Raw genomic sequence first — 24,740 nt, 5'->3', positions numbered from 1 at the left:
AACCAAGACACACAACCAAGACATCCACACCATCAAAACCGCCATTGGTTGGCCACATGACCCGGACCGCCTCAGAAATACCGCCTCAGAAATACCAGTTCAGGCCAAGCGACCATTGCTCAACCCACTCATGTTCAACGCGGTGGGTACTGGCTTTTAACCGGAGTTGCCCGGAATCCAGAATCGTGCGCCCCAACTGCCCTTGCCACTGCTGCAGGTCCAGTTGTTCTCCGGCAATCCCCGGTGTCCATTGTACCGACAGCTGCCATTGCCATAACGCTCCTTGATACAGCCAGCCCGCCACAGGCCCCGCCGAGAGGTTCCAACCGGCATCACCCAGTTGTTGCCCGGCCATCAGTCGGGTTTCCAGCAGGGTATAAATACGCCCCATGCCATTGGGAGACAGTGGACTTTGGCCCAGCCCCCAGGTGTAGCCAAACACAGTATTCAGATAGCCATGACCGGCCCCGGCACGGCCGTCAAGGTCGGGCAAACGATCGTAGCCCGCATCCACTCCCCAGGAAAGTGGCTTTAACAGCTCCCCTCGACTGGCCAGAGACAAGACCTTGACCGCCGACAATTGCTGTACCCGGGCGCTGGTATCCGGCTGGTGACGCAGCGTCAGGTGTAACATCTGGATTTCAGAACCGGGGACAAAACCTTTCGCCCGATCCATCACATCGTGGTACGCCGGACGCAAGGACAGGTCGGTAAACCGTTTATCGTCCACCGCCCCCATCGCCACACCAACCCGGGTCGAGCCATGGCCAAGGTCATCACGGGTCGGTGCTTGCACCGGTAGTGGAAAGGCACTGCCGCTGGTCTGGTTCAATTGACTGCGCGCTTTCAGAATGGCCAGAGTCTGCCGCCGTAATGCCGGGCTGGCCTGTTTCTTTTTCACCGAGAGATAACGGGCATAGGTAAACGCAAGTTCAAGCACTTGTGCTTGTTGCTGATCATCCAGGTTATTGGGTAACTGCGCCGGTGATAGTTGACCGGCGACCAGTTGCAACGCCAGTTGAACCTGCGCTGGCGAGCTTTGGTATTCCATATTTTCCAGCTCGGCAGCAGCCGATGGCCGAAACACATGTCCGGCGATCAGGTCGGCGGAGTCCAGCGCCCGAATGGTTTCGACCGGAATGGCAGTTAACACAAAGTCATCAGCCAAGTCTGAACGCTCCGTGGCGGCATCGATCATCGCCAGCACCCGGTAGGAGCAATTTTCATCAAAGAAGAAATAATCAAACCCGGTATCTTTCAACTCCCAGACATGGCGAACAAACTGGTCCACTTCTGTGGGCGTCAGTGCCAGTGGGTACTCCCAGACATTACGATATTCCATATGCTGGTATTCACGGGTTTTCACATGGTACGGCATGACCGAAACCACGCCGGGATAGCCTCCGGTCAGCCCCTTATAGCTGAACACCAGTTCGTTATCATCCGGGTTGGCGTTGGCGGCAAAATTCACGCTGTAGGCCAATAACTTGCTCGACGCCGGGTCCTGGCGATCCATACGTATCAAGGTATGGCCATACATGGAAGATGGCGAATTGATATGCGCCGCCGGAAATACCAGGGTCAGGGAATAAGCATCCAGTGTGGCACGCCAATCCTCAAATGCCGGGCAAGGCTGATCTTGCCAGTCGTATTCTGGTAACTGTTGTTGCAACCAATGATAACGGGCCGGGAAACGGCATTGTGCAGAAATATCCGGGCCGAGACCCCGTTGTAAAAATGCCTGCACATCGGCCTTGAGCTCTTTGCGCAGCCCTTCTTCGCCTTCCAGATGACCATCCGGGTGAGCCAGATAAAAATCCGGCGAATCATTCTGGGCCATCCAGCGAAAACTGAACGAGTGATAGCGATAATGCAGCAAGTGCCGCCACTGAGGCGCGTCGGCCAGTGCATCCAGACGCTGTGATTCTGGTGCGGTCAATGGCTGTAGCATGGAGTCAGGCGGAGATGCCAACAGCATGTCAGGCTCAGGGGTGTCGGCTTGCGCCGGAACCAGGCCCAGACAACCGGCAACCGCACACACAATAAAGGCAAGCAAGCGCCGCGACGGTTCGGTCAGAGGGATACCGCTGCTGCAGCCGGGGTAACTATTCATTCACAATGTGCTCACTGATCAAGCCCATCAGATATCCCTCCTGTCGGGATACCCAACCAGCAACCTATCAATCTTTAGGGACATCTCTATGTGCCTCCATATCTGCAGATCGAAATCGATAACGTAAATAAAGGACACAAAAAAGTGCGCCTTGGCGCACTTTTTCCAGATCACTGTTCAGCAATCTGTTACCTCTGAGCGATCAGATCAGCCCAGGTATTTTTGCAAGCTGGCATCCGCAGCCATCGCAGCGGTCATGGCTTCCAGCGCGGTAGCAGAAGTCGCCTTTTCGTTGAACATGGCGTCAAAATCGGCTTGCAGTGCAGCAGCAAAAGTGGCGCGATCAGACAGATCAACACCCACCACTTCGGCCAGCGCATTCAAGGTTTCGCCTTCACCAACGGCAACATCAGCAGCCAGCTGATCCATATTGTCGTCGATAAATGCCTGTGCCATTTCTAGAGACAGAGGACCATTGGCCGCTTCACAACCCAAGGTGCCAGAGGTCATGCCAAAAGTCTGGTTGCCAGAAACACTAGAGTTAGTCGTGGCTGCCATTACATGTTCATGCCATTCATCAGCATCGGGGAAAACAACCGCTGTACCCAAGCCACAACCAGCTGGGCCATTCGCAGCCAGTGCAAATGAAGATGATGCTGTCAGAATGGCAATTGCCGCAATTTTTTTCATAGTTTGTATCCTTGAACCGGGTCAATTCATTACGACAACCAGCGTATTGTCACGTACTTGCCGCCGCACTCCATGGGGGACATTAATATGCCTTATCCACCTCATTTATGGTACCAACAACTGAAACCCGATGTACGCCCTCGCTCTCATTTCCGCTGATGCAGCCAAAAAAACAGTTGTACCACAGATGAACAATCACCACACAAAACCATCCCCTCTTCTGGTCAAAGCCCGGCAGCTATGGCAGCCTCTGCACAAACCCTGTTCGAGATCACCATGCCCTCACCCACCCCGCCCGCCGTGTTTACGGTCAGTCAACTGAATGAACGCGCCAAGCAACTGCTGGAAATATCCTTTGCCAATGTACGGGTAGAAGGAGAGTTGTCGAGCCTTGCCCGCCCGTCATCCGGCCATTGGTATTTCAGCCTGAAGGATCGCGGTGCCCAGGTGCGTTGTGCCATGTTTCGCTCTCGCACTGCGCAGTTAACTTTCTCGCCCAAGGAAGGTGATCAGGTTGAAATTCGCGCCAAGGTCAGTCTGTACACTGCCCGGGGGGATTACCAGCTGATTGTCGAGAGCATGAAACCGGCCGGAGAAGGGGCATTGCTACTGGCTTTCCAGCAGCAAAAACAACGACTGGCCGCCGCAGGGCTCTTTAATCAGGAGCACAAGCAGCCGATACCCAAAGCCCGCCGCCTGGCCATTATCACGTCATCCACCGGTGCCGCTCTGCACGATATTCTGACGGTGTTACAACGCCGTAATCCGTCCATTGAAGTGGATGTCTACCCGGCTCTGGTACAGGGACAGGACGCGCCAGCACAGCTGGTATCTGCCCTTGAACGCGCCAACCGGGATCAGCGTGTGGATGTGATTATTCTTGGCCGTGGTGGTGGCTCACTGGAAGATCTCTGGTGTTTTAACGATGAAGCGCTGGTGCGGGCGGTGTTTACCTCGCGCTTGCCCGTGATCAGTGCTGTTGGTCACGAGGTGGATTTTACCCTCTGTGATTTTGTTGCCGACCTGCGCGCACCAACGCCATCCGCAGCCGCAGAGCTGGTCAGCGACGATCAGTCCAGTCGTTATCAGCAACTGGCTCAGCTGTTACAGCGCCTGCTACGGAGCCAGCGCCAGTCCTTACTGACCGCCAGCCAGCAACTGCAGCATCTGCAACAGCGGTTACGTCACCCAGCCCGGCAACTGGAACAAAACGCCCAGCAGCTCGACCAACTGGAGCAGCGGTTAATGGCGTCCTGGAAGCAGCAACAACAGCACCGCCAATGGCACATCCAGCAATGGCATCAGCGGCTGCAGCACCAACATCCACAAACCACGCTGGCAGCGTTGGGCAGTCAGAACGACCAGTTGGGTATTCGCCTGCGCCACGCCATGCAACGTCTGTTGCAGCAGCGCCAGCAACAGTTGGGTAGTCAGGCGCAGCTGCTCAACAATCTTAGCCCGCTCAATGTATTGGGCCGGGGTTATGCCTTGTGCCAGACCCCCGATGGTGATGTGATTCGTGATGCCCAACAGCATCAGGCCGGAGAGCGGGTTCATGCACGACTGGCCCAAGGCTGGCTGGAGTTTGAGATCATCACCCCGCACCCGGACACCGACGGAACGAGCACCTGAGCCGGATACCTGAGCCAACCATAGACATCGCGTACACAACGACAACGCCCGCAGATCCAGCGGCAGATACAGACAAGCAAGAGAAGGAAACAGCAATGATGCAGGATTCCAACACAAGCCGCCCAGCCACAACGACTTCCGGCAGCCTCTCAAACAGCCAGCCAGCCACTCGACGGAACACCACGCTGGCCAAATCCGCCCGTCTGCTATTCGCCACCATGGCGGGACTGTGCCTGACGCTACCGGTCAGCGCCGATACACAGCAACAGCCACCCAAACAACCACTGCCCAAGCAACAACTGGTGCCTGGTGGTGTCGCCCTGTTCGACCTTGGCAACAGCGCCACTCCCCCCAAAGTAGAGGTCGGCGGTCGTCCAGTGATGACCATTAATAGCGGCGACGGCGACAACCATCACTGGACCGCCGTCGTCGGCATTGACCTGAAATCATCGCCAGGTCAACGCACCTTGACGATTAACGGCCAAAAACAAACCTTCGACGTTACCCCCCACAGCTACGCCGAACAGTGGTTAACGGTAAAAAACAAACACGTCAATCCCAGTCAGCTCGCGCTGGAACGTATCCGTGCCGAAAGCCGCAAGATGAAAAGTGTCTTTACGTCCTTCACTCCGGTTTCCGGCCAGCAAGCAACAGCTCCGTGGCAACCGATGATCTGGCCGGTAACAGGGCCAATTTCCAGCCCCTTTGGTTTACAACGCTTTTTTAATGGCCAACGCCGCAATCCGCACAGCGGGCTGGATATTGCCGCCGCCACCGGCACCGAGATCATTGCCCCGGCGCAAGCCACCGTGGTGCAAACCGGGGATTATTATTTCAACGGCAATACCGTGTTGCTGGATCACGGCCAAGGGCTGATTTCGATGTTTTGCCACTTGAGCCGTATTGATGTGCAGCCGGGAGACCAGCTGGAGGTAGGCGATCACGTTGGTCTGGTGGGCGCAACCGGACGAGTTACCGGGCCACACCTGCACTGGACGCTCAGCCTGAACAACGCCCGGATAGATCCCATGCTGTTCCTGGAACCCAAACCGGAAGCTGCCAGCGAGACCGTTCAGCCCTGACGCCGGGCGCCAGCCCGCCAGACTAATCCTCTGGCTGGCAATGGCGAATCAGACCTTCCTGGGCGATCGAGGCCACCAGCTTGCCATCGGCAGAAAACACCTGCCCGCGACAGAACCCCCGGCCACCGGAAGCCGTGGGGCTGTCGATGCTGTACAGCAGCCAGTCATCCATCCGGAACCGCCGATGAAACCAGATGCTGTGATCCAGGCTGGCAACCTGCATTTCTTTCTGGAATACCGTTACCCCATGGGGCAACAAAGCCGTTGTGATCAGATTGAAGTCACTGGCGTAGGCCAGCAAGGTCGTGTGATGACGAATGCTGTCGTCCATGGTGTCATCACTGCGCATCCACACCGTCTTGTGTGGTGGCCGTACTTCTGGCGAGAAAATATTAACCGGATCGACAACCCGCATCTCAACCGGCTTGTCGGCGGTATAAATCGGTCGTAAACGCTCCGGGAAACAATCCCGCCACTGCCGCGCCAGCTCCACCTGCGACGCAATGCCTTCCGGGCCTTTGGCGGCAGGTTTCGCGACCTGATGCTCCAACCCGGCCTCCGGGCGCTGAAACGAGCATGTCATGGTCATCACCGCTTTGCCCAGCTGGCTGACCAGCACTTGCCGGTTGGCAAAACTGCGGCCATCCCGCAGCACCGAGACTTCAAATTCCAGGCTGTCCTTGACATTGCCGGGACGTAAAAAATAGGAGTGCAGGGAATGGGGTAGCCAATCGCGATGAATATCACCTGGCAAGGTTTGGGTTGCCGCGGATAGTGCCTGACCCAGAACCTGTCCACCGAACAGGTTTTTAAAGCCAAGATCCTGACATCGACCTCGAAAACGGTTCACTCCAATTGGCTCCAGGTCGAGTAAACCAATCAACTCATCCAGAACATCACTCATGCCGGGTTCCTTTTATAATTATAATCAATCGCCTGATGATATCAGCGGCCAGCGTTCCAGGAAAAATACCCGGGCAATGACCGCCAGGTTATTTTTCTTTTCAAGCTTCAGTGCAGTACGCTTGTTGTACTTTGCCAGCGCCGTATAATGCCCGGCTTTTTTCATTTACCTTTTTTATTCCTCCGCGGAGCTTACCCGCTTTTATGTCAGATCTGTACCAACCCGGCGTTACGCCAGCGCACTACCCGCAACTACTGGAACAAAAGTGCCAAACCCTGACGCAACGACTGTCTGAATTTGATCCCCCGGCACTGGAAGTGTTTGCCAGCCGGGTAACGCACTTTCGATTGCGGGCCGAATTTCGTCTTTGGCACAGTGGCGACCGCTGTTTTTACGCCATGTTTGACCCGGAAGACCGCAAAAAACCGCTGGAAGTGCTCGATTTCCCCATTGCCTCAGAACAGATCAACGATCTGATGCAGAGCTTGCTGGCCGAGTTGCAAGACAACCAGCCACTGCGACGCAAACTGTTTCAGGTTGAGTTTCTCACCACCCTCAGTGGCGATGCCTTGATCACGCTGATTTACCACAAAAAACTCGATGCCGATTGGGAAGTGGCAGCCCGTGCCCTGATGGCGCGTATGAATGTCGCCATTATTGGCCGTTCGCGCAAACAGAAAGTTGTACTGGAACGCGACTATGTTACCGAGCAGCTGAGCGTCGATGGCCAGACCTATCGTTATCGCCAGATTGAAGGCGGCTTTACCCAGCCCAATGGTGAGATGAACCAGAAAATGCTCAGCTGGGCGCGTCGCTGTTCCGCAGGAATTGGCGGGGATCTGCTTGAGCTTTATTGCGGTAACGGCAATTTCTCCATCGCTCTGGCCAACTGTTTTGATCGGGTTATGGCCACTGAAATTTCCAAAACCTCCGTGGCTGCAGCCCAGGTCAATATTGCCGATAACCAGATCGACAACCTGATTATCGCCCGCCTCGCCAGCGAGGATTTTGTCCAGGCTTTACGCGGTGAAAAGCAGTTTGAACGGCTGAAAGACGTCGATCTCAGCAGCTATGATTTCCGCACCGTGCTGGTCGATCCGCCCCGGGCCGGACTCGACGACGAATCCGTCAAGCAGGTGCAGGGCTACGACAATATCATCTATATTTCCTGTAACCCGGAAACCCTGCAAGCCAACCTGCGACTGTTATCACAAACCCATACCATCCAGTGCTGCGCACTGTTTGACCAGTTCCCCTATACCCATCATATTGAGACCGGTGTGTTACTCACCCGGAGACCTGTCTGATGGTTGATCCCTGGAAAAACGCCCGCAGTGGCAAACTCGGTTCCCGCTCTTCTGCCCGCACCCGGCGCAGCGAGACACATCCGCAAAAAACCACGGCTAACAATACTGACACCTCTGCTGATTCCAGCCCTGCCGGCAACGCCGCCCGGTCGCATCAGTCCATCACGGATACACCACAGGCAGCCACCATGACCGACTCAACCCCAACCAGCAGTGAATTTGCAGCCCTGAATTTACCCGCAGAACAAATCGATAATCTGCGCACCATGGGTTACACCGCCATGACGGCTATCCAGCAACTGGCCTTGCCGCTGGCGCTGGACGGTAAGGATCTGATTGCCCAGGCCAAAACCGGCTCAGGTAAAACCGCCAGCTTCGCCATTCCACTGCTGACCAAGATCAATCCGCGCTTTTTTGGCGTACAGGGTTTGATTATGTGCCCGACCCGCGAACTGGCATCCCAGGTAGCCACCGAGATCCGCCAGCTGGCCCGTTATCTGGCCAATATCAAGGTCGTGGTATTAAGTGGCGGTGTATCCATTGGCCCACAAATCGGCTCACTGGAGCACGGCGCTCATATTGTTGTCGGCACACCGGGACGCCTGAAAGATCACCTGCGCAAAAGCACACTGGACATCAGTCAGGTACACACTCTGGTACTGGACGAAGCCGATCGCATGTTAGATATGGGATTCAGCGACGATATCCAGCACATCATTGGCCACACTCCGGAAGACCGCCAGACGTTGTTGTTCTCCGCCACCTACCCGAACAACATCCAGAAACTGAGCGCTCAATACCAGCAGTCGCCAGAGATCATCAAGGTTGAATCCACTCACACCAGCAACAGCATTGATCAGCGCCTGGTCTTGTGTGATCGCCACCAGCGCCCGGCCGCTCTTGAACGGGTGTTAGCGCACTTTGATATTCAACAAGCAGTGGTGTTCTGCAACACCAAGCAAAGCACCGAAGAAATCGCCCAGCAGCTGACATCACTGGGCTTTATTGCCCGGGCGATCAACGGCGACCTGGAACAACGCGACCGCGATGCCATTTTGACCCAGTTCAAGCAAGGCTCTGCCAACTTCCTTGTTGCTACCGACGTCGCAGCACGGGGTCTGGATGTTGACGACTTGCCAGCCGTGATTAACGTCGAGGTACCACGCGAGCTGGAAGTCTATACCCACCGTATTGGTCGCACCGGTCGGGCTGGCAAGGAAGGGATTGCCATCACCCTGATCGGCGACAGCGAAGATAACAAACGCAAGGCGCTTAACAACCAGCAAGGTATTGATATTCCTTGTATGGCTGTTGAGGAACTCAGCATCGATACCCCAATCCCGGTGCTGCCGGAATTTGCCACCCTGTGTATTGCCGCCGGGCGCAAACACAAAATGCGCCCCGGCGATGTGCTGGGAGCACTCACCGCACCCGGTGGCATCCAGGGCAAGCAGGTTGGCAAAATCCACGTGCTGGACATGGTGTCTTACGTTGCCGTTGAACGAACCGCCGCCCGACAAGCCGTTGAGGTCTTGAACCAGGGCCGGGTCAAGGGCAAAACCATCAAGGCCAGAAAGCTCTAAGGGATAACGCGGTTATCAGCGACTGGCGCGAGCAAACGAAATGGCAATCGCCACCTGCATCACCTTGGGCGGACGATCAAATGGCGCACTGGCTGTAGCCGCGGCCAACGCGCGCTGATCAAGCTGGGGAAAACCGCTGCTGCGGGCCAAGTGCAGGCTGCCCGGCTCCAGATGACCATCCTCACGCAGCCGGAAGCTGACCACTGGCATACCAGTCTGGCGATAACGACGGGCATCATCGGGATATTCCAGGTTGCTCTGGATGGATTTTTTCAGCCGTGCTAAATAATGCCGCAAAGCCGATTTTGAGATCTCAGGCCGCTGTAATGTTTGCTGTTGCTGTTGCTGCTTTTGACCTGCATCAATGGCTTGTTTTTCCTCGGCCTGCGCCGTTGGCGGCACTTGTGCTGCCTGAGCTGCGGTCTGTGGCTTTGGTTGCGGCGGTGTTTGCTTCACTTTAACCGGGCTTTCCGGCTGTCGTGGCGCTTTCTTAACCGGGTCTGGTTCCGCTTCTACGGCCTGAGCCGCGGCGACTGGTGGAGGTGTTGGCCTGGCCTCGCCCACCGGTTGGTGAACCTGTGGCCGGGCACCCAGATGCTGTTGTTGTTGCTGGACTTGGCTTTCCAGGCCATCCAGCTCAATCACCAGCAATTCTTTCGACTCCGCCACCGGAGCCGCCTGCAGATCCAGCAGCCAGGGCAAGGCAATCAGTGCATGCAGCAAGACCGATATCAGAGCACCATGCCAAAGCGTAAATGGCCGCAGACTCATATCATCCCCCTGCTTCCGTTTGGATGGCAACACGAGTAAAACCAAGGGTTTTGAGCGCGTCCATCACATCGACAAATTTCTGCAAGGCGATGCTTTTATCCGCCCGCAGCAGAAACGGTGTCTGGCGATCTTCCCCGGTTAATGCGCTATCCAGTTCCGCTACCGGCACTGGCAAGCTGTCCAGGTATAGCTGTCCTTCGGCATCCAGTTCCAGCATACGTTGCTGGTCACGATCCTTGTCGGTATTGCTGGCACTGGGCAGATTGAGCGGAATCTTGCCACTGACAATAAAGCTTGACGTCATCAGCACAATCGTCAGCAACACCAGCATGATGTCGATAAACGGTACCATGTTCATGCTTTCAAACGCCTTGTCATCCATTGGCGATCTCCCACTTCAGCATCAACACCTTGGCGCGCCGCATCAACAGGTTATAAAACACCACCGCAACCAGCGCGACCAACAGACCGGCAGCAGTGGCTTTCAACGCCAGCGCCAGGCCCACCATGATTTTGAGGGTGTCGATATTGGCGTCCATACCCATCCGGTAAAAGGTCAGCATGATACCCAATACCGTGCCCAGCAAGCCGATATAAGGCGCGTTGGCCGCCACGGTAGAAATCAGAATCAGCTTGTCAGACAACGCCAGTTCAAGACTTTTCAGGTCATTGAAATCGCTAAGTTTCAACTGCCGGTAGCGCACAAAGCGCTCCAGCCCGACGGCGACAACCACCACACTGAGAAACGCGAGAAACAGAATCACGCCATAGTCGATCACACCCGCCAACACATCCATATTCATACACTTGCTCCTGCTCAGAAAGTCCAGCTGGCCTGGGCCCAGATTCGTGGGGTTTTATCATCATCACTTTCCGGTGCCTCTGAACCTGCTTTCCAGGATGAGCTTATATCGACGGTAAAGTCGGCATAATAAAGCACTGCTGAGACCCCAACCGAGCTCAAGTGGCGGTGGTTGTCGCTGTCGTCCCAGCGGTCTTTGTTGATGGTCACGGCACCGTAGTCAAACAGCGCGTTCAACTGTACATAGTGATTGAGGTTGTAGCGCAATTCGGTAGTAGCCAGCCAGCCCAGGTCTCCCTGGGCTTCTCCCTGAGGATAAGCCCGCACACCACTGCTGCCGCCAAGGCTGAATTTCTCACCGCCCCCCAGGTTGCCATCCGCCCACTGGCCGCGCAGGCGGGCAAACAGACTGAAACGATCATCCAGTCGTTGCAGTCGCACCAGTGTTGGCCGTACGGTATTAAAACCACCAATGGCCTGGGCACCCAGTTTGTCGCTGTTTTTGTCTTCGGTGTTGAGCATATTCAAACTGCCGTGGCCCCAGCCCAGCGCAAAGGCATTCATACCGCCACCAAACCAGTGGTCCCGGTTATTGCCTTCCAACGTCAGGGTATTCACCCGGTAGCGATTTTTGCTTTCACTATCGGCCAGATCGATCTGGTCATGCAGACGCCGCCATTGGCGATCGAATTTGACGTCGAGCCACAAATCGCGGTGGGCGATCAGTGGCTGACGGACAAACAAATGACCGGAACGTGCGCTCCCATGGCTGTCGAGGTAGGAAAAATCTTCCCCCAACTCGTAGGTCAACCAGGAATACCCGCCGCCGATACTGGTACCCCAGCGACCTACGGGAATATCAATGCCACCGTAATAGTACTGCTGGTTGCCGTTGCTGCCGACCAGGTTAAGGTCAACCCGCTCACCCAGCCCCAGCAGGTTATTCACTTTCAGTAACGCCATGCTGCGATAACTGCCGGTGAAGCGGTTGCCACCGTTGTCAATCGACACCTGGCCTTGCAGCGCAGGCTCGGGCTCCAGTGTCACCAGTAAATCAGTCAGGCCCGTGCTGCTGCCAGGGCTGAGCACGGCATGAGTATTAACCCCCGCCCGTTCGTTGGTCAGCAGCAGCGCCCGTTCCAGCGCATCGGTACGAATGGCATCACCGCTTTGCAGTAGCGTCAGCGGTGCCTGTCCAAAAGATCTCAGACGGGTATTGTTGGTGACTTCCAGCTCGCCCAGCCGACCTTCCAGTACCTGCATGTCCACGATGCCATCCTGAATGGTCTGGGCCGGAATCACCACTCGGGTGAGTGGATAACCATGATCGCGATAATGGTGAGTCACACGGGCAGCGGCACCTTCCAGATCACCTAGCCCCATCATGCTGCCAGCCAGATCCGCTAACAGTGCGCTTAATTCAGCATCACTGAAGACCTGATTGTCGATAAAGCGAAATCCAACTATTTGCATGGTTGTACCTGCAGACGAACGAGCAACAGGGTCAGCCATGGCAGGAATGGTCAGGTCCAGTTCTCGCGGTGCGGGTAATTCTGCCGCTGGCTGGGTTTCTCGTAATACCTGATCGCCTGCGGGTGCAGTCTGGGCCATCACGGCCGTTGGTAATATGCCGATCGGTAATAACAACAGAGCACGATAAAGCAATCGATTCATGGACGATCCTCCCCCTGACAAGGTGGGTTATTGCATTGACCCGGCATGGCAATTCCCCCCTGCCGGATTTCAAACAGTGAATCGGGTTCGTTCTGCTGATGGAAGGTCACCCGGTCGGTCAATGGTTGCAGCAATTGTTGCTGGGCAATCTCTGTTTCTATTGCCTGCAACTGCTGGGCAGCGCTACCACCATGCTGTTGCACAGTGACGAACGGCTGCGGTTCAGGCTCGGCTGCCGCGGGCAAAGCCAGCAGCGCCAGAGTAGATGGCAGCAACGCTGCCTTCAGCAGAACAAGCAGCGGCTTGACAGTGCCAGATGGCTGGTTATTACAGCTTGGTTTCAGAGTGCTCACTGGTCGTCTCCCTGGCAGTCTTCGTTGGCTGGATCACAGTCGTCTTCGCTTAACTGATAGATCACCCCGTCAATCTCGATTTCATGGACGTCGGCGCTGTAACTGCCGTCATCCTGTTCACCACCGCCTTCACGGGCAGCAATCAGTGCCAGATCGTCGCTGGAGTCACCGTCAAAACGGTCGGTAGCGGATTCGGTTTCAGGCAGGTCTTGCTGGCTGGCATCCGCAGCAGCGCGTGCTGCTGTGGTTGCAGAGGTTGAGGGGTTGATATCTGAGTCGTCAGAATCCCTATCTGAGAGGGTACCTTCGGAGTTATCAATGGCCGATTGCGGCTCCAGAATATAGGAGACATCGCCACTGGATGTGGAGTTGGTGTAGCTGCCCTCTTCGTCGTGACCGACCAGGCCACCCGTGGCAACGGCACCGTCAACATTACCACTGGCACTTGAATCGCTGACACTGCCACCTTCGTTCTGGCCGACCAGGCCACCAACATTACTGCCGCCAGCCACGTTACCAGTGGCGCTGGAGTTACTGATGGTGCCGTCTTCGAGGGTGCCAACCAGACCGCCGACTCCCACACTCATGTAGGTGTAATAAGGGTCGTCAGTCGAATCGGCATACACATCCCCACTGGCACTGGAGTCCGAGACACTGCCTCCAGACATGTCGCCAATCAGGCCGCCAATACTGGTCTGGAAGAAATGGTCGTTTTCGACGTTATAGGCGTAGATATCGCCACTGGCGGAGGCATCACTGATATCACTGTCTGTTGCAGCACCGATCAGACCTCCTGTATAGCCGCCGCCATAGACATCGCCGGTACTCCAGACGTGGCTGATAATGGCATTGGCCACACTGCCAAAAAGACCGCCAACGGCGTAGGAAATATTTCCGGCAGTACCGTCGTCCAGGTAGACGTCGTCACCGCTGATGCTGCCCGTGTTCCAGGCGTATTCCACAACTGAGTCCACAACGGTGCCATCGGTGGCTGTGTAGCTATTGATTCTGCCAATCAGGCCACCCACACCAGAGTGCCCCATTACGTCGCCGGTGTTATAGGCGTTGGTCAGGGTAATGCCGGTGGCTCCACCGATAAGACCGCCAATGTTACCTGTAGTAATAGTGAAATCTGCACTGATAGCATCAGCCTGATTGCCTGTGACGGTGGCGGAGGACGACACATTATTTACGTTGCCCAGGGCTATGGCCCCGGCAATACCCCCGATGTTTGTATTGGTTTCAGTGCCGGTCTGGGTATTATCAACATTACCCGTAACCGCACCACTGACACGAATATTGTCGAGGGTGATATTGCTGCCATAGCCCAGCAAGCCACCGATATATGCGAACCCGGCAATATTAATGGTATCTAGAAACAGATCGCGGAACACAGCGTCGGTGGCCTGACCAATCAGGCCGGCGTAGTTCTCGTAACCAGTATCCACCGAGAGATTGGCAATGGTATTGCCCAGCCCGGCCAGCACGCCGGTAAATGTGGTGACGACCGCTTCGGTATAGCTGTAGGCACTGGCGTCAATGGTATTGGCAATGGCGTAGTAGCCACTGCCGCCGGCGTCATTGATGGCTTCAATATCATCCATATCATGCAGCAACCCATAGTCGTTGCCACCGATGGTGAGGCTGGCATTGGCACCACTGAGGGTAATGCCGGCGTCGGCATAGCCTGTGGTGTCAGCGTTGTAGTCCAGATGCTCGCTGTTAATGACGTAATCGCCCTCGATAATCAGTCCGGCACTGGCGCCGCTGGCGTCCAGGCGAGCATTGATGTCCAGGGTGTCTGTGCTGGCCAGTCCAAGGGTGCTATCGCTGCTCCAGCGGATGTCATCACTGATGGTGATGCCTCCATCCATGGCATTGAGCAACAGGTTGCGTACGGCCAGTTGGACTGCTACTTCGTCGGCGCTGAACAGGCCGCTGTCGCCAATGCTGATGGCAGGCACAGAGACGGACCAGGTTGCCGCTGCGCTGTCGTCGATCAGCGTCAGGCTGTCGAGGTTGAGAGTTTCACCGGCGGTTTCCAGCAGACCATTACTGATGCTGGCGCTACCACCGAATGTCAGTGCACCGCTGACATCGTCCAGCTGGTAGTCAGTCAGCCCAGTGTCGTCGGTGGTCAGTGTCAGCCCGGAAGTCGCGGCCAGTACCACACTGCCATTGGTGGCGGAGAGACTGCCATTCTGGCTGACGCCCTGGCTACTGAGCAGCGCCAGCAAGCCCCCGTCGGCAATCACGATATCACCCTCGCTGACCACCGAGCCGGTTTCACTGGAGCCAACGGAGAAGATGTATTGGTCGTCACCGTCCATCAGCTCATCGTTGCTGAGGCTGAGCGTGCTGGCGACCAGAGCGGCCACGTCGACGTAGGAGCTGCTGCTGAACAACACGCCATTGGAGTTAAGAAGGAATACCCGGCCATTGGATAGTAAGGTACCGTCAATAATACTGGCGGCATCGCCGGTGACACGGTTCAGCAATACCGAACTGCCATCTGGCTGGGTGATGGTGACGGTTTCGCTTGCGTCAATCGAGAAGACCTGCCAGTTGATCCAGCTGCTGGATTCGGTGGTGGTGATGCTGGTGGTGTTGACGTCTTCATCCAGGGTGACGCCGTCACTGCTGGATATGGCGACCCGCAAGGCCTCGGAAATCACAAAGCTGGCATCAGCATCTACCAGAGTGTAGTTGCTGTTATCAATGCCCAGATTACTGATATCCAGTTCATTGCTGCCCTCTTCACTGGAAATCAGATCGGCACTGCCGCTGAGGTTGACAGTATCGCCTTCAAGCACACCAGAGAGGCTCAACTCGTCGGCGCTGATCGTCGTGCCGTCGAGTTCGGTGTCGGTGGTGCTGCCATACACGGTTAATACCAGTGGGTTGATGCTGGCTTCCGTGGTACTGGTGTCGTTTTCCAACAGATAATTAGCGGCACTGTCGCCAGCCAGGCTGATACCGCTGACGGTGACTGTCTGATCATCGCCAGCATCGGCGCTGTCGAAGTCGGCACTGTCGTACTCCAGGCTCAGTTCGCCACTGGCAAGGGTGTCAGCGGCGAGGCTGTCGGTGATGCTGAGGCTGACATCGGCAGTGGTCGTGCCGTCATAGGTCTTGTCACTGGCGCTGCTGCTGAGTTCCGAACTGTCGACCAGCCGTTGGGAAATTACTGCGCTGGCGGTAAAGCTGTCGCTTTTGAGAACATAGTTGGAAGACTTGCCGCCGTTGTCACCATCGCTGACACTGATATTGTCAACGGTAATAGTCTGGCTGGTGACATAGCCGTCACTCCAGGCGACATCGGCGGAGTCGTATGAGGCATCGTAGCTGAAGGTAAGGGTCTGGTCGCCGATCAGACCACTAAAGCTGCTGTTACCGTCAAGGTTCACATCCGTGGTGCCATCGTATTCTTTAGCGGCGTAAGTGGTGTAGTTATTATAATCGAGGTTGATCTCTGCCGGAGTGACGGTGAAATTACCGAGGATGCTGTAACCATCAACACTGCTCACCGTCACATCGCTGGCATTGTAGTCGCCGGCATCCAGATACCCCCAGGACAGCGCACTTTCATCAATGAACAGCACATCGGCAGATGTGTCGCCTGCCTGCAGGCCATAAATGGAGAGATTCCCTGAGGCATAGGCATCTTCGCCGTAGTCCAGCGTTATTCTGCTACTGAGTGAGTTGGACACATAAACCGCATTCAGAGCTGCCAGCATGGGGAAGCCGCTACCAGCACTGCTCCAGATGTCCGAATCGAAACCGACATAGTTGGCGAGGTCGGAGGCTTCTTCAGCACTCAGCTCTGTGGTGAGATCGACGTAGTCCTCAGAACCATCGTCGTCGACAGAGTCCACTGCCGTACCACCCTCGTTATGGGTCCAGTAGCTGTTGCTGATGGTACCGCTGTTATAAGAGATAAAGCCGTAGACGATGGTGGATGAATAGGCATCACTGGTATAGCGAGCGTAGCTGTTTGTAATGGTACCGCTGTTGATATAAGCAAAACCGGCGGCGGAGCCTCGATTGCCATCGAGCATATCGTAGGCATAGGCATTGGTAATGGTACCGGTATTTTCGCCAACAAAACCGCCCACACTGCTGAAGTACTTGGCCATGGTGCCGCTGCCACTTTCGATATCGTGATAGGCGTAAGACTGATCAATAATGCCGTTATTCTGGCCGACAAAACCGCCAGCGATCAGCTCGGGATAATCCTCTTCATCATCGTTACTGGTATTGATCAATACCGTCGAATAGCTGTTGCTGATAGTGCCGTTATTGACTCCAACCAAACCTCCCAGATAAGTCACCGTGTCGGCATCCGCACGCACGCCGGCACTATTGGCTCGGGTCGAGCTGTTAACAATCACACCGCTGGTTTCATTGGTACCGACCAGACCACCACCAATATTGACGCTATAAAGAACACCAGAATAAGTGTAACTGTTGGCCAACAGACCATAGTTGATACCCACCAGGCCACCAATGCTGGAGTTACCCTCGTCATCGGCCAGAATATCTTTCACTCCGACTGCGCTACCGACGTTGATAATGCTGCCGTAATTGGTGTTGGTCAGTCCGCCAACGGCACTGGCTGAGCCACTGCCCTGACCGTCGATATTGCCAGCGGTCAAAATCAGGTTGGATACCAAGGCGCTGCTTTCCAGTGTGCCGAACAGACCGCTGGCAATGCCGCTGTCGTCATAGTCGTTGCTATAACTGAACGTATGGCCAAAGCCGTTCAAGACACCGGCAAAGCTGCTAATGGTCTGGTCATCGAAGTCATCACCCAGATCCGCGCCCAGTACGTAGTAACCGTCGCTGGCAATATCGGCCAGCTGGCTGGCGTCGGTAATCACGGTATAGCTATTGCCGTTCATCACCACACCGACGCTATCGTCCAGGTTGACCTGGCCAGCGAAGCTGGAGGTTCCCTGTTGGGTATACAGGCCGTAGAGAACGCCGTCCTCATCGGTGCCAGTACCGTAATTGGCGACCAGTCCGGCGTTGTCGGTGGCTGTCATTACGGCATTGACGTTGATGTTATGGGTGGCGGTCAGAGTCAGAGTATTGCTGCTCCAGCTGACATCGTCGGCAATGGTGATATCGCCGTCGTCGCCACTGCCATCGGTCGATTGAATGGTGACATTGCTGGTTTGCAGGACGCTGGTCAGGGCTGCTGCGGTCATATCGCCGTCGTCACCGACGGTAAAGCCATCCGGGTCGAGTAACCAACTGCCGGTTGCCCCGTTCGCAGCACTGGTGTCTATGCTGATGTCACTGGCGACGCTGAGGCTGCTGGCGCTGGTTTCAATCAGACCGCCGTCGCCGGAGGTGCTGCTACCGGTGGCGGAATACTGGCCACCTACCTGGGTGTCTTGTTCGGCGTACACCACAATGGTGCCACCGTCGCCGCTGCTGCCAGCGTCGGCCAGCAGGCTGCTGTCGTTATCAATGCTGATACTGGTGGCTTCGGTGAGACTGCTGCTGTCGGTCAGGCCGGTCGACGAATAATCACTGCCCTGATAACCGGCGCCGATTTCAATGCTGCCACCGCCTGTGGTGCCTGATACGTCCAGAGTGGCCGCTGTGAGGCTAATGCTGCTACCGCTGATCTGAATGGTTCCGCCGCTGCTGACTTCCTCGTCGGCTGCGGTGGTGTCGGCTGATGAGGTGTCGAGAGTACCGGACACTTCAACAGCACCATCGCCGCCGTTGAGCACTATGGTGCCGTTATGGTCTTCCAGGCTGGCAGCCTGAATGATGCCGTCGTTATTCACCACGGTCTGTAACAGGCTGTCGGCGGCACTGGCGGTCAGAATGACCTGGCCGCCATCGGCCTGAATCAGCTGGTGGTTGGCAACCAGAGCATCCAGCGTGGCTTCATCAATGGCGATGGATAACAGACCATCGCCAGCAAAATCCAGTGTAATGACGTTACCTGCCGCGAGGGCTACCGTACCCAGTCGGGCACTGATGACACCGTTGTTGGTAACGCTGCCGCCAAGCAGGGCGACGGCACCACCATCGCTGCGGAGGCTGCCGTTGTTAACCACGGCGGCATTATCGCCATCGCCACTGAACTGGTAATTGCCGTCCAGAAAGTCGTCATCGCTGATATCCAGGGTCGAAGCCACCAGACCGGCAGTATCCACCGAAGCATTTTCACCAAACAAGATACCGCTGCTGTTGATCAGAAAGACCTTGCCATTGGCACTCAGACTGCCGTAAATCTCCGACGCATCACTGGTAACTACCCGGTTTAATGCCACCGAATCCGACGATGGCTGAACAAAGGTCACACTGTTGTCTGCACCAATATCAAAGGTTTGCCAATTGGTAATCAGGCTGTCAGTGCTCTGATTGATGGCCATATCGTTGCCGCTGGTACTGATACTGGCCTCACCAGACACAATATCGGCACCGGTGGGTAAATCGGTCGCCAGAGCAGGCTGGCTGGCCAGCAAGCAACAGGCGTACAAGCCGCTGCGCATGGCAGAACGGGAAACGGAACGAACAGTGGCACTACGGCTGTGGCGGCGGCTGAGTTCAGACGTCGCCTGATATTCACCCACCGCCGGGTTAAATACCGTGCGATAACATCGGTTCATACAAAGACTCTCCTAATACCAGACCCGCCAGTGCAGGTGGCATAGACATCAATAACGAGTTGAAACAAGAGGAACCCTGCAGTGATATCTGACAGGGAAGGCGAAATCAGAACGCCAGACAGTAGTCTTCCAGCTCGGCCTGACCGGCGCTGCTGGCAAGCCAGTCCATAAAGGCTTCGGCGGCATCATCGACATCACCGTCACCGCTGTAGATCTGGATTGCACCGTGATCGTAGGTGTCGTCAAACACATGATAGGTGGCACCGCTCGGCACACTGACGGCGCCACTGCTGCAATTCAGCGCAGTGGGAACAAAGCCGGATTCCATGGAACCTGAAGCCACTGCGCTATCGACGGCTTTAATCATTCCATACTGGGTGGTATCAGAAGACGATATGGGAGAATAGTCTGCAGCAATGACATCCAATGCCGCCTGACCATAAGGACCATTGGTCGGGTTGCAGATGCCAATACCAGGGCTAGTGTAGTTGGCAATAAAGTCTGTAGGCCAGTTGCTGGCGACATCAACGTTGCCGTTAGACCAGTGCATCAGCTTACCTTGGGAAACTACTTCTACATCGGAGGTATGACCCAATGCGTAGTAGTTATCATATAGGTCATCTGGATAGTCTGTATCGGCGGAGATAAACAGCTCATAGAGCACTACGTCGTTATCCAGATTATTGGCTATGGTGCTGGCGTAGGTGCCCGCTGGGCCTCTGGCAACGGTAAAATCGACGCTATAACCCAGACTGGTGTAGGCCGTGGAAGTTTTAAAAGCCTGAATCACCGGGCCTTCCACATCATAGGCGGTATCCCAAAGAGCATCTTCAAACAGCTTGGCAGCAGCGATATTCACTGTGACCGCTTGGGCAGAAGCGCTAAAGGTGATTGCCATGGCGAGGGTGCTGAACATTGGCAGAACTTGCTTTTTCATCGTGTTGTTCTCCATCAAGTGTCACTGGTGAGGGTTACCCGCTCGATGTTGCTACCACTTGCCAGCGCAGGGTTCTGGCAAGCGAATACTTTTATATGATGTTTAACTAAATAACGACACATACGGAGGGAATAGCAACAGATATACCAGTTGTTGCATGAAGTTTTATCAACCAGAAAAACCACCATCACTTAAAAATAACTATTTGATTTTTAAGTAAATAAATCAAAATTACAGTGATATACCGTGATGTACTGAAGGTGGCATCAACAGGAGATTGGCGGCGTTTGGCAGGCTTGCAATGTTATATGTAGTACAAATACCTATAATTGTCGTAAATAAGACGGAATTGTGTTTTTAGTAGCTTTTTGGTTCTTTTTTGATCCGCTTTTTGACTAGAAGGCTGTTTTTAGATCAAACAAGCCTGAGAAATATCCTATTTTTATATTACTTATATTTACATATATTGAGTCAACTGATTGTTAATCGAAGCTAGATTGACTTGTAGGGCTGGATAGCCAGTCCATTGAGACGGGGGCAAGGCATGCGCCAGTGCGTTCACACTTCAGGTCACATCTATAAATGACAGTGCTCCAATAAATTGGAGCCTTCCCAAAAGCCGGGGTGATTCAGTTTTTGACTTCTGAACCCCAACCCCACTCTCAGCTTTCTTGAGGATTATGATGGTAACGCAAGGCGGGATAACTGCTTTCGTCCAACTGGTACAGCGTCCGGATAGACGCCGGGTTAATCACTTCTGGTGGCGGCCCTTGCTGCAGGATTTTTCCTTGATGCAACAACACCGCCCTCCCCGGCAACCCCAGAGCATGATCCGGGTAGTGGGTGGTTTTTATAATGCTGTAGCCGTCGGCGGCGAGATCTTTTAGCAGGGAAAGCAAACGCCACTGGTTACCAAAGTCCAGGCCGTTCACCGGTTCGTCCATCAGGATCACCGTCGTTTGCTGCGCCAGCGCCCGAGCGAGAAAACAGAGCTGTTGCTGACCACCAGAGAGTTCGGTACAGGTTTTATTGGCCAGGTCGGAGATCCCCAAACGCTGCATAGCCTCATCAATTGCCGCGTCATCATCTTTGCCAGGTTGATGATAAAAGCCGTGGTGAGGAATACGCCCCATCGCGACCAGGTCCCGTACCCGGTATGGGAAAGGCAGCTGTCCCGCCTGAGGAACATAAGCAATCAGCCGGGAAATATCCCGCCGCGTCCACTCCTGCACTCGCTTGCCAAGCAAGTAAACATCGCCTTGAGTCGGCTGCAACAACCCTTGCAACAGTTTCAGCAAGGTGCTTTTACCGCAGCCATTGGCGCCCAACAAGGACACCACTTCTCCAGTGCCAATATGAAAACTGATGTCATTCAGAATTGTCTGCTGAGGTTGGTGCGGGTAACGGAACGTCAGGTGACTAACCGTCATCACAATATCGTTCATGTATTCCACCCTTTACGAACATTACGCAACACCAACAGAAACACAGGCAGTCCGATCAGTTCGGTCACAACACCAATAGGGAGTTCCGCCGCCATGAGGCTTCTGGCTAACACGTCGGCGAACAGCATGAAAATGGCGCCAACCAGGGCGCTGGCCGGTATCAGCTGGCGATTTAATGGCCCGACCAGCAGGCGGGCAATATGAGGGGCCAGCAAGCCAACCCAGCCGATCATACCCACCAGCGAGACCGTTAATGCCGATGCCAGCGTTGCCAGCAGAATCAGCATCAGCCGTACCCGACTGACCGACAACCCCAGCGCCGTTGCACTATCGTCTCCCAGGGTCAGTATATCCAGCACCCTCCCCTGTAACGTCAAACCAATAATCGCTGCCAGCATCAGTGGTGCATACAGGGCCAGATCATCCATATTGGCTAACCCCAGCGACCCCATCAGCCAATAGATAATGGCTGGCAACTGCTCATAAGGATCGGCAGCGTATTTTACCAATGCCAGCAGGCCGGCAAACAAGGCACCGGTAAAAATACCGCCCAGCACCAGCATAATGGTCGAGGCATTACCAAACATGCGGCCAATTCCCAGCGCCACTACCACGGCTAACAGGCCGCCAGCGATGGCCCCCAGCTGTACCATCCACCAGGCTGGCGCCAAGACCATCATCAAGGCAGCACCGAATGAAGATCCTGCGAGTACTCCCAATAATCCGGGAGAAACCAGAGGGTTAATAAACACCGCCTGATAGGTTGAGCCAGAAACGGCCAGCGCAGCCCCCACCAAAGCCGCAGTTAGCAACCGGGGCAAGCGAATCTCCATCAGCAAGGTTTCCAGCAACTCGTAGCGATTGCTATCCATTGTCTGCCAGCCAATATGGGCCATAAAAAACTGTACAATATCCTGTATTTCCAGTGCATAACGGCCTGAACCCAAGGACAGTAGAATGGCGGCTGACAGTAGTCCGACCAATAGCATCCAGCGGCCAGACAGGTAATCTGGCCAGTGGTATGACAGTCGCCCGGAGGCTTTTAATAACCAGTCCGTCATTGCTCTAGGCGGCCAAACGCCGCCAGGTTGGCCAGCAGACTGGCCTGGGCATCTGCCAGCCGATAACGCGATAACGGCTCCATACGTGTGCGGCGGTTCACCATACGTAAAGAAAATGCCTCCATCCAACGCCAATAGGTGTCCCGCCAGTGCGATGGAAAGTCCACATCATCAAAGCTGCGCAATAATTCCAGCAACCAGACATCACGTGCGGCTTCATCAATACTGACAGGGAAATGTCGCTCACGCATACGCACCTCTCCATGCCGTTCAGTAAAATCAACCGGCCCCCCGGCCCCTTCCAGAATAAAGGCCACACTTTTGGCGACCGTAGCGGCAAAGGCATGGGGTTGCTGTGGAAACAAGGTACCGATCACGCTGAGCTGAAGCCGTTGGTGATGCCGCTCAACCAAGCCGGTCAGAGCCTCGGCCCCGACCTCGTTATACAATGCGCTGGAGGGTAATGGCACCGCTGGAAAAGCTTCTGTCTCTTTACGATTCATCCAGCGCTCCTGCGGTTCGGCTTGCAGCTGGGAGCCACTGCAAAAGCAGTCTATTTGTTTGGCATCCGCTGGTATCCGGTTCAATTCGTCGATATCACGCTTGCTCATTACTCATCTCCTTTGATTGCCTGGTCGCTATCCAGCAAGATTGCCAGCTGCTGATCGGTCAGATCCACACCCAGAAACAGCTGGTAAAAATAACGGGTTTCTTCTTTCAGGTTGAATGGAAACTGTTGTGGGTAAAACGCATTCGCCAGCCACTGGATACCCAACGCCCGCATAAAAGACGGTGGCCGATCCAGCCAGTTCATGGGTAAATGCGGCACAGTCAGTACCCGTTGATTGAGGAAGGCTGAAAGCCGCTGCCAGCGTTTATCGGCAGCCGCCCTACGAGTAAACATAGAGTCCTGGGCGACGATATACTGCGGATTCCAAAGCATGACCTGCTCCATATCCACTCTCTCCTGCCCCATCATGGTTTTCGGCTGACAACGATAAAGGTTGTACCCGTGAGCCAGGTTGATTGCTTCAGTATGGAAGGAGGTATGACAATCGGTAGCCAGGCCATCGGCTGTTTCGGCGTAATACACGGTCACCTGTTGTTTATTGCCAATACCAGCCAACCCGCTGCTAACCCGTTGCAAGGACTGGCGGATATAGGCGGCCAGTTGCTTGCCCCGTTCAGCCCGCCCAACCAAAGACCCGACATACTCAAATGCGGCTATCCAGTCTTCCAGCGTATCCAGCTTGACGTACACAATCGGAATGCCAGTGGTGCGAAACGGCTTTTCAATCACATCACTGCCTGGGGACATAAACCGGTTTAACCAAACCAGTGCCACATCCGGCTGCAATTGCAGCAAGGTTTCAGGGTTAACCTGGCGGCCATGCCCCATGGAGCTGCCAATAATCGGCAGGGTCGACATCCGGGGATCAACAAAGCCATCGCTGGCCGGAGAAAAAGGAATATTCAACGCCAGTACCAACTCAGGATCGAGTGCGTAAAGCAGAGCAGTCAAGGGAGGAGCGGCCCCGAGTGGGCGATGTATATGATCAGGCAAGATGACTTCTCTGCCAGCCATATCGGTTGTCATCGACGTTGTCTTGGCCGCGACCACAGCCTGATGAGCAGACAGTAATATCACCCCCAAGAGGATATGCAGCAGCCAGCTATTACATCTTCCGGTTTTTTCCCACAACACGTTCACTTTGGTTACCTTTATAGGAATGCTTCAATAGTAATAACTTGAG

Annotated in this window: 19 protein-coding genes; 4 read left to right on the top strand and 15 right to left on the bottom strand. The window is 55.0% G+C overall.

Features of this window, described 5'->3' with window-relative positions:
- Nucleotides 1–85: 85 nt before the first annotated feature.
- Nucleotides 86–2,113, bottom strand: a complete 2,028-nt coding sequence (locus Q4551_RS04425; protein ID WP_303432005.1) for a DUF4105 domain-containing protein — start codon at nucleotides 2,111–2,113, stop codon at nucleotides 86–88.
- A gap of 207 nt (nucleotides 2,114–2,320) precedes the next feature.
- The gene (locus Q4551_RS04420; RefSeq protein WP_303432004.1) at nucleotides 2,321–2,803 is read right to left on the bottom strand and encodes a DUF3015 family protein; all 483 of its coding nucleotides are present in this window, start codon (nucleotides 2,801–2,803) and stop codon (nucleotides 2,321–2,323) included.
- A gap of 276 nt (nucleotides 2,804–3,079) precedes the next feature.
- Between Q4551_RS04420 and xseA the strand changes: the two genes are divergently transcribed.
- On the top strand, nucleotides 3,080–4,435 hold the full coding sequence (gene xseA / locus Q4551_RS04415; RefSeq protein WP_368501370.1) for an exodeoxyribonuclease VII large subunit: 1,356 nt from the start codon (nucleotides 3,080–3,082) through the stop codon (nucleotides 4,433–4,435).
- A 95-nt stretch (nucleotides 4,436–4,530) separates the two neighbouring features.
- Nucleotides 4,531–5,517: a M23 family metallopeptidase gene (locus Q4551_RS04410; RefSeq protein WP_303432002.1), complete on the top strand. Its 987-nt coding sequence runs from the start codon at nucleotides 4,531–4,533 to the stop codon at nucleotides 5,515–5,517.
- 22 nt (nucleotides 5,518–5,539) lie between these two features.
- Here Q4551_RS04410 and Q4551_RS04405 read toward each other — a convergent pair whose 3' ends face one another.
- Both Q4551_RS04405 and Q4551_RS04400 read right to left on the bottom strand, forming a co-directional pair.
- Nucleotides 5,540–6,421: an acyl-CoA thioesterase II gene (locus Q4551_RS04405; protein ID WP_303432001.1), complete on the bottom strand. Its 882-nt coding sequence runs from the start codon at nucleotides 6,419–6,421 to the stop codon at nucleotides 5,540–5,542.
- A 24-nt stretch (nucleotides 6,422–6,445) separates the two neighbouring features.
- Nucleotides 6,446–6,586 (bottom strand): hypothetical protein, encoded by a 141-nt coding sequence (locus tag Q4551_RS04400; RefSeq protein ID WP_303432000.1) that lies wholly within the window; start codon nucleotides 6,584–6,586, stop codon nucleotides 6,446–6,448.
- Nucleotides 6,587–6,624: 38 nt separating this feature from the next.
- On the opposite strand from Q4551_RS04400, the gene trmA reads away from it, so the two are divergent.
- A complete protein-coding gene (gene trmA, locus Q4551_RS04395; RefSeq protein ID WP_303431999.1) occupies nucleotides 6,625–7,728 on the top strand; it encodes a tRNA (uridine(54)-C5)-methyltransferase TrmA in 1,104 nt (367 codons plus the stop codon).
- The gene (gene dbpA / locus Q4551_RS04390; protein WP_368501366.1) at nucleotides 7,728–9,311 is read left to right on the top strand and encodes an ATP-dependent RNA helicase DbpA; all 1,584 of its coding nucleotides are present in this window, start codon (nucleotides 7,728–7,730) and stop codon (nucleotides 9,309–9,311) included. Before trmA ends, dbpA begins: the two co-directional genes overlap by 1 nt.
- Before the next feature lie 15 nt (nucleotides 9,312–9,326).
- Here the strand turns inward: dbpA and Q4551_RS04385 are convergent, their stop codons facing one another.
- The 11 genes from Q4551_RS04385 to Q4551_RS04335 all read right to left on the bottom strand — a co-directional run bounded on the left by Q4551_RS04385 (nucleotide 9,327) and on the right by Q4551_RS04335 (nucleotide 24,583).
- Complete coding sequence (locus Q4551_RS04385) at nucleotides 9,327–10,082, bottom strand: TonB family protein (RefSeq protein WP_303431998.1); 756 nt, start codon at nucleotides 10,080–10,082, stop codon at nucleotides 9,327–9,329.
- A 1-nt stretch (nucleotide 10,083) separates the two neighbouring features.
- Nucleotides 10,084–10,464 carry a biopolymer transporter ExbD gene (locus tag Q4551_RS04380; protein WP_303431997.1) on the bottom strand — a complete coding sequence of 127 codons (381 nt, stop codon included), beginning with the start codon at nucleotides 10,462–10,464 and terminating at the stop codon, nucleotides 10,084–10,086.
- Nucleotides 10,457–10,885: a TonB-system energizer ExbB gene (exbB, locus tag Q4551_RS04375; RefSeq protein ID WP_303431996.1), complete on the bottom strand. Its 429-nt coding sequence runs from the start codon at nucleotides 10,883–10,885 to the stop codon at nucleotides 10,457–10,459. Before exbB ends, Q4551_RS04380 begins: the two co-directional genes overlap by 8 nt.
- A gap of 14 nt (nucleotides 10,886–10,899) precedes the next feature.
- Entirely contained in the window at nucleotides 10,900–12,558 is a 1,659-nt protein-coding gene (locus Q4551_RS04370; protein ID WP_303431995.1) for a ShlB/FhaC/HecB family hemolysin secretion/activation protein, read from the bottom strand.
- Nucleotides 12,555–12,911, bottom strand: coding sequence for a hypothetical protein (locus tag Q4551_RS04365; protein WP_303431994.1), 357 nt, complete (start codon nucleotides 12,909–12,911; stop codon nucleotides 12,555–12,557). Before Q4551_RS04365 ends, Q4551_RS04370 begins: the two co-directional genes overlap by 4 nt.
- Nucleotides 12,908–19,543, bottom strand: coding sequence for a filamentous hemagglutinin N-terminal domain-containing protein (locus Q4551_RS04360; RefSeq protein WP_303431993.1), 6,636 nt, complete (start codon nucleotides 19,541–19,543; stop codon nucleotides 12,908–12,910). Before Q4551_RS04360 ends, Q4551_RS04365 begins: the two co-directional genes overlap by 4 nt.
- Before the next feature lie 106 nt (nucleotides 19,544–19,649).
- Nucleotides 19,650–20,480 carry a substrate-binding domain-containing protein gene (locus tag Q4551_RS04355; protein ID WP_303431992.1) on the bottom strand — a complete coding sequence of 277 codons (831 nt, stop codon included), beginning with the start codon at nucleotides 20,478–20,480 and terminating at the stop codon, nucleotides 19,650–19,652.
- Nucleotides 20,481–21,142: 662 nt separating this feature from the next.
- The gene (locus Q4551_RS04350; protein WP_303431991.1) at nucleotides 21,143–21,925 is read right to left on the bottom strand and encodes an ABC transporter ATP-binding protein; all 783 of its coding nucleotides are present in this window, start codon (nucleotides 21,923–21,925) and stop codon (nucleotides 21,143–21,145) included.
- Entirely contained in the window at nucleotides 21,922–22,986 is a 1,065-nt protein-coding gene (locus Q4551_RS04345) for an iron ABC transporter permease (RefSeq protein ID WP_303431990.1), read from the bottom strand. Before Q4551_RS04345 ends, Q4551_RS04350 begins: the two co-directional genes overlap by 4 nt.
- A complete protein-coding gene (locus Q4551_RS04340; RefSeq protein ID WP_303431989.1) occupies nucleotides 22,983–23,597 on the bottom strand; it encodes a hypothetical protein in 615 nt (204 codons plus the stop codon). The genes Q4551_RS04345 and Q4551_RS04340 overlap by 4 nt, the downstream gene beginning before the upstream one ends.
- Nucleotides 23,597–24,583 carry an ABC transporter substrate-binding protein gene (locus Q4551_RS04335; protein WP_303431988.1) on the bottom strand — a complete coding sequence of 329 codons (987 nt, stop codon included), beginning with the start codon at nucleotides 24,581–24,583 and terminating at the stop codon, nucleotides 23,597–23,599. Before Q4551_RS04335 ends, Q4551_RS04340 begins: the two co-directional genes overlap by 1 nt.
- Nucleotides 24,584–24,740: the final 157 nt, after the last annotated feature.

The sequence above is a fragment of the Oceanobacter sp. 5_MG-2023 genome (genome assembly GCF_030548165.1).
Classification (GTDB): domain Bacteria; phylum Pseudomonadota; class Gammaproteobacteria; order Pseudomonadales; family Oceanobacteraceae; genus Oceanobacter.
Note: the sequence above shows the minus strand (reverse complement) of the source record. Positions and strands in the feature narration are given on the sequence as shown.

Excerpts from the sequence above, each read along its gene's own strand:
- Q4551_RS04410 (WP_303432002.1), top strand. The coding sequence starts at position 4,531 with ATGATGCAGGATTCCAACACAAGCCGCCCAGCCACAACGACTTCCGGC.
- Q4551_RS04370 (WP_303431995.1), bottom strand. The coding sequence starts at position 12,558 with ATGAATCGATTGCTTTATCGTGCTCTGTTGTTATTACCGATCGGCATA.
- Q4551_RS04405 (WP_303432001.1), bottom strand. The coding sequence starts at position 6,421 with ATGAGTGATGTTCTGGATGAGTTGATTGGTTTACTCGACCTGGAGCCA.
- Q4551_RS04380 (WP_303431997.1), bottom strand. The coding sequence starts at position 10,464 with ATGGATGACAAGGCGTTTGAAAGCATGAACATGGTACCGTTTATCGAC.
- exbB (WP_303431996.1), bottom strand. The coding sequence starts at position 10,885 with ATGAATATGGATGTGTTGGCGGGTGTGATCGACTATGGCGTGATTCTG.
- Q4551_RS04425 (WP_303432005.1), bottom strand. The coding sequence starts at position 2,113 with ATGAATAGTTACCCCGGCTGCAGCAGCGGTATCCCTCTGACCGAACCG.
- Q4551_RS04385 (WP_303431998.1), bottom strand. The coding sequence starts at position 10,082 with ATGAGTCTGCGGCCATTTACGCTTTGGCATGGTGCTCTGATATCGGTC.
- Q4551_RS04350 (WP_303431991.1), bottom strand. The coding sequence starts at position 21,925 with ATGAACGATATTGTGATGACGGTTAGTCACCTGACGTTCCGTTACCCG.
- Q4551_RS04400 (WP_303432000.1), bottom strand. The coding sequence starts at position 6,586 with ATGAAAAAAGCCGGGCATTATACGGCGCTGGCAAAGTACAACAAGCGT.
- xseA (WP_368501370.1), top strand. The coding sequence starts at position 3,080 with ATGCCCTCACCCACCCCGCCCGCCGTGTTTACGGTCAGTCAACTGAAT.
- Q4551_RS04355 (WP_303431992.1), bottom strand. The coding sequence starts at position 20,480 with ATGAAAAAGCAAGTTCTGCCAATGTTCAGCACCCTCGCCATGGCAATC.
- Q4551_RS04335 (WP_303431988.1), bottom strand. The coding sequence starts at position 24,583 with ATGACAACCGATATGGCTGGCAGAGAAGTCATCTTGCCTGATCATATA.
- trmA (WP_303431999.1), top strand. The coding sequence starts at position 6,625 with ATGTCAGATCTGTACCAACCCGGCGTTACGCCAGCGCACTACCCGCAA.
- Q4551_RS04345 (WP_303431990.1), bottom strand. The coding sequence starts at position 22,986 with ATGACGGACTGGTTATTAAAAGCCTCCGGGCGACTGTCATACCACTGG.
- dbpA (WP_368501366.1), top strand. The coding sequence starts at position 7,728 with ATGGTTGATCCCTGGAAAAACGCCCGCAGTGGCAAACTCGGTTCCCGC.
- Q4551_RS04360 (WP_303431993.1), bottom strand. The coding sequence starts at position 19,543 with ATGAACCGATGTTATCGCACGGTATTTAACCCGGCGGTGGGTGAATAT.
- Q4551_RS04340 (WP_303431989.1), bottom strand. The coding sequence starts at position 23,597 with ATGAGCAAGCGTGATATCGACGAATTGAACCGGATACCAGCGGATGCC.
- Q4551_RS04420 (WP_303432004.1), bottom strand. The coding sequence starts at position 2,803 with ATGAAAAAAATTGCGGCAATTGCCATTCTGACAGCATCATCTTCATTT.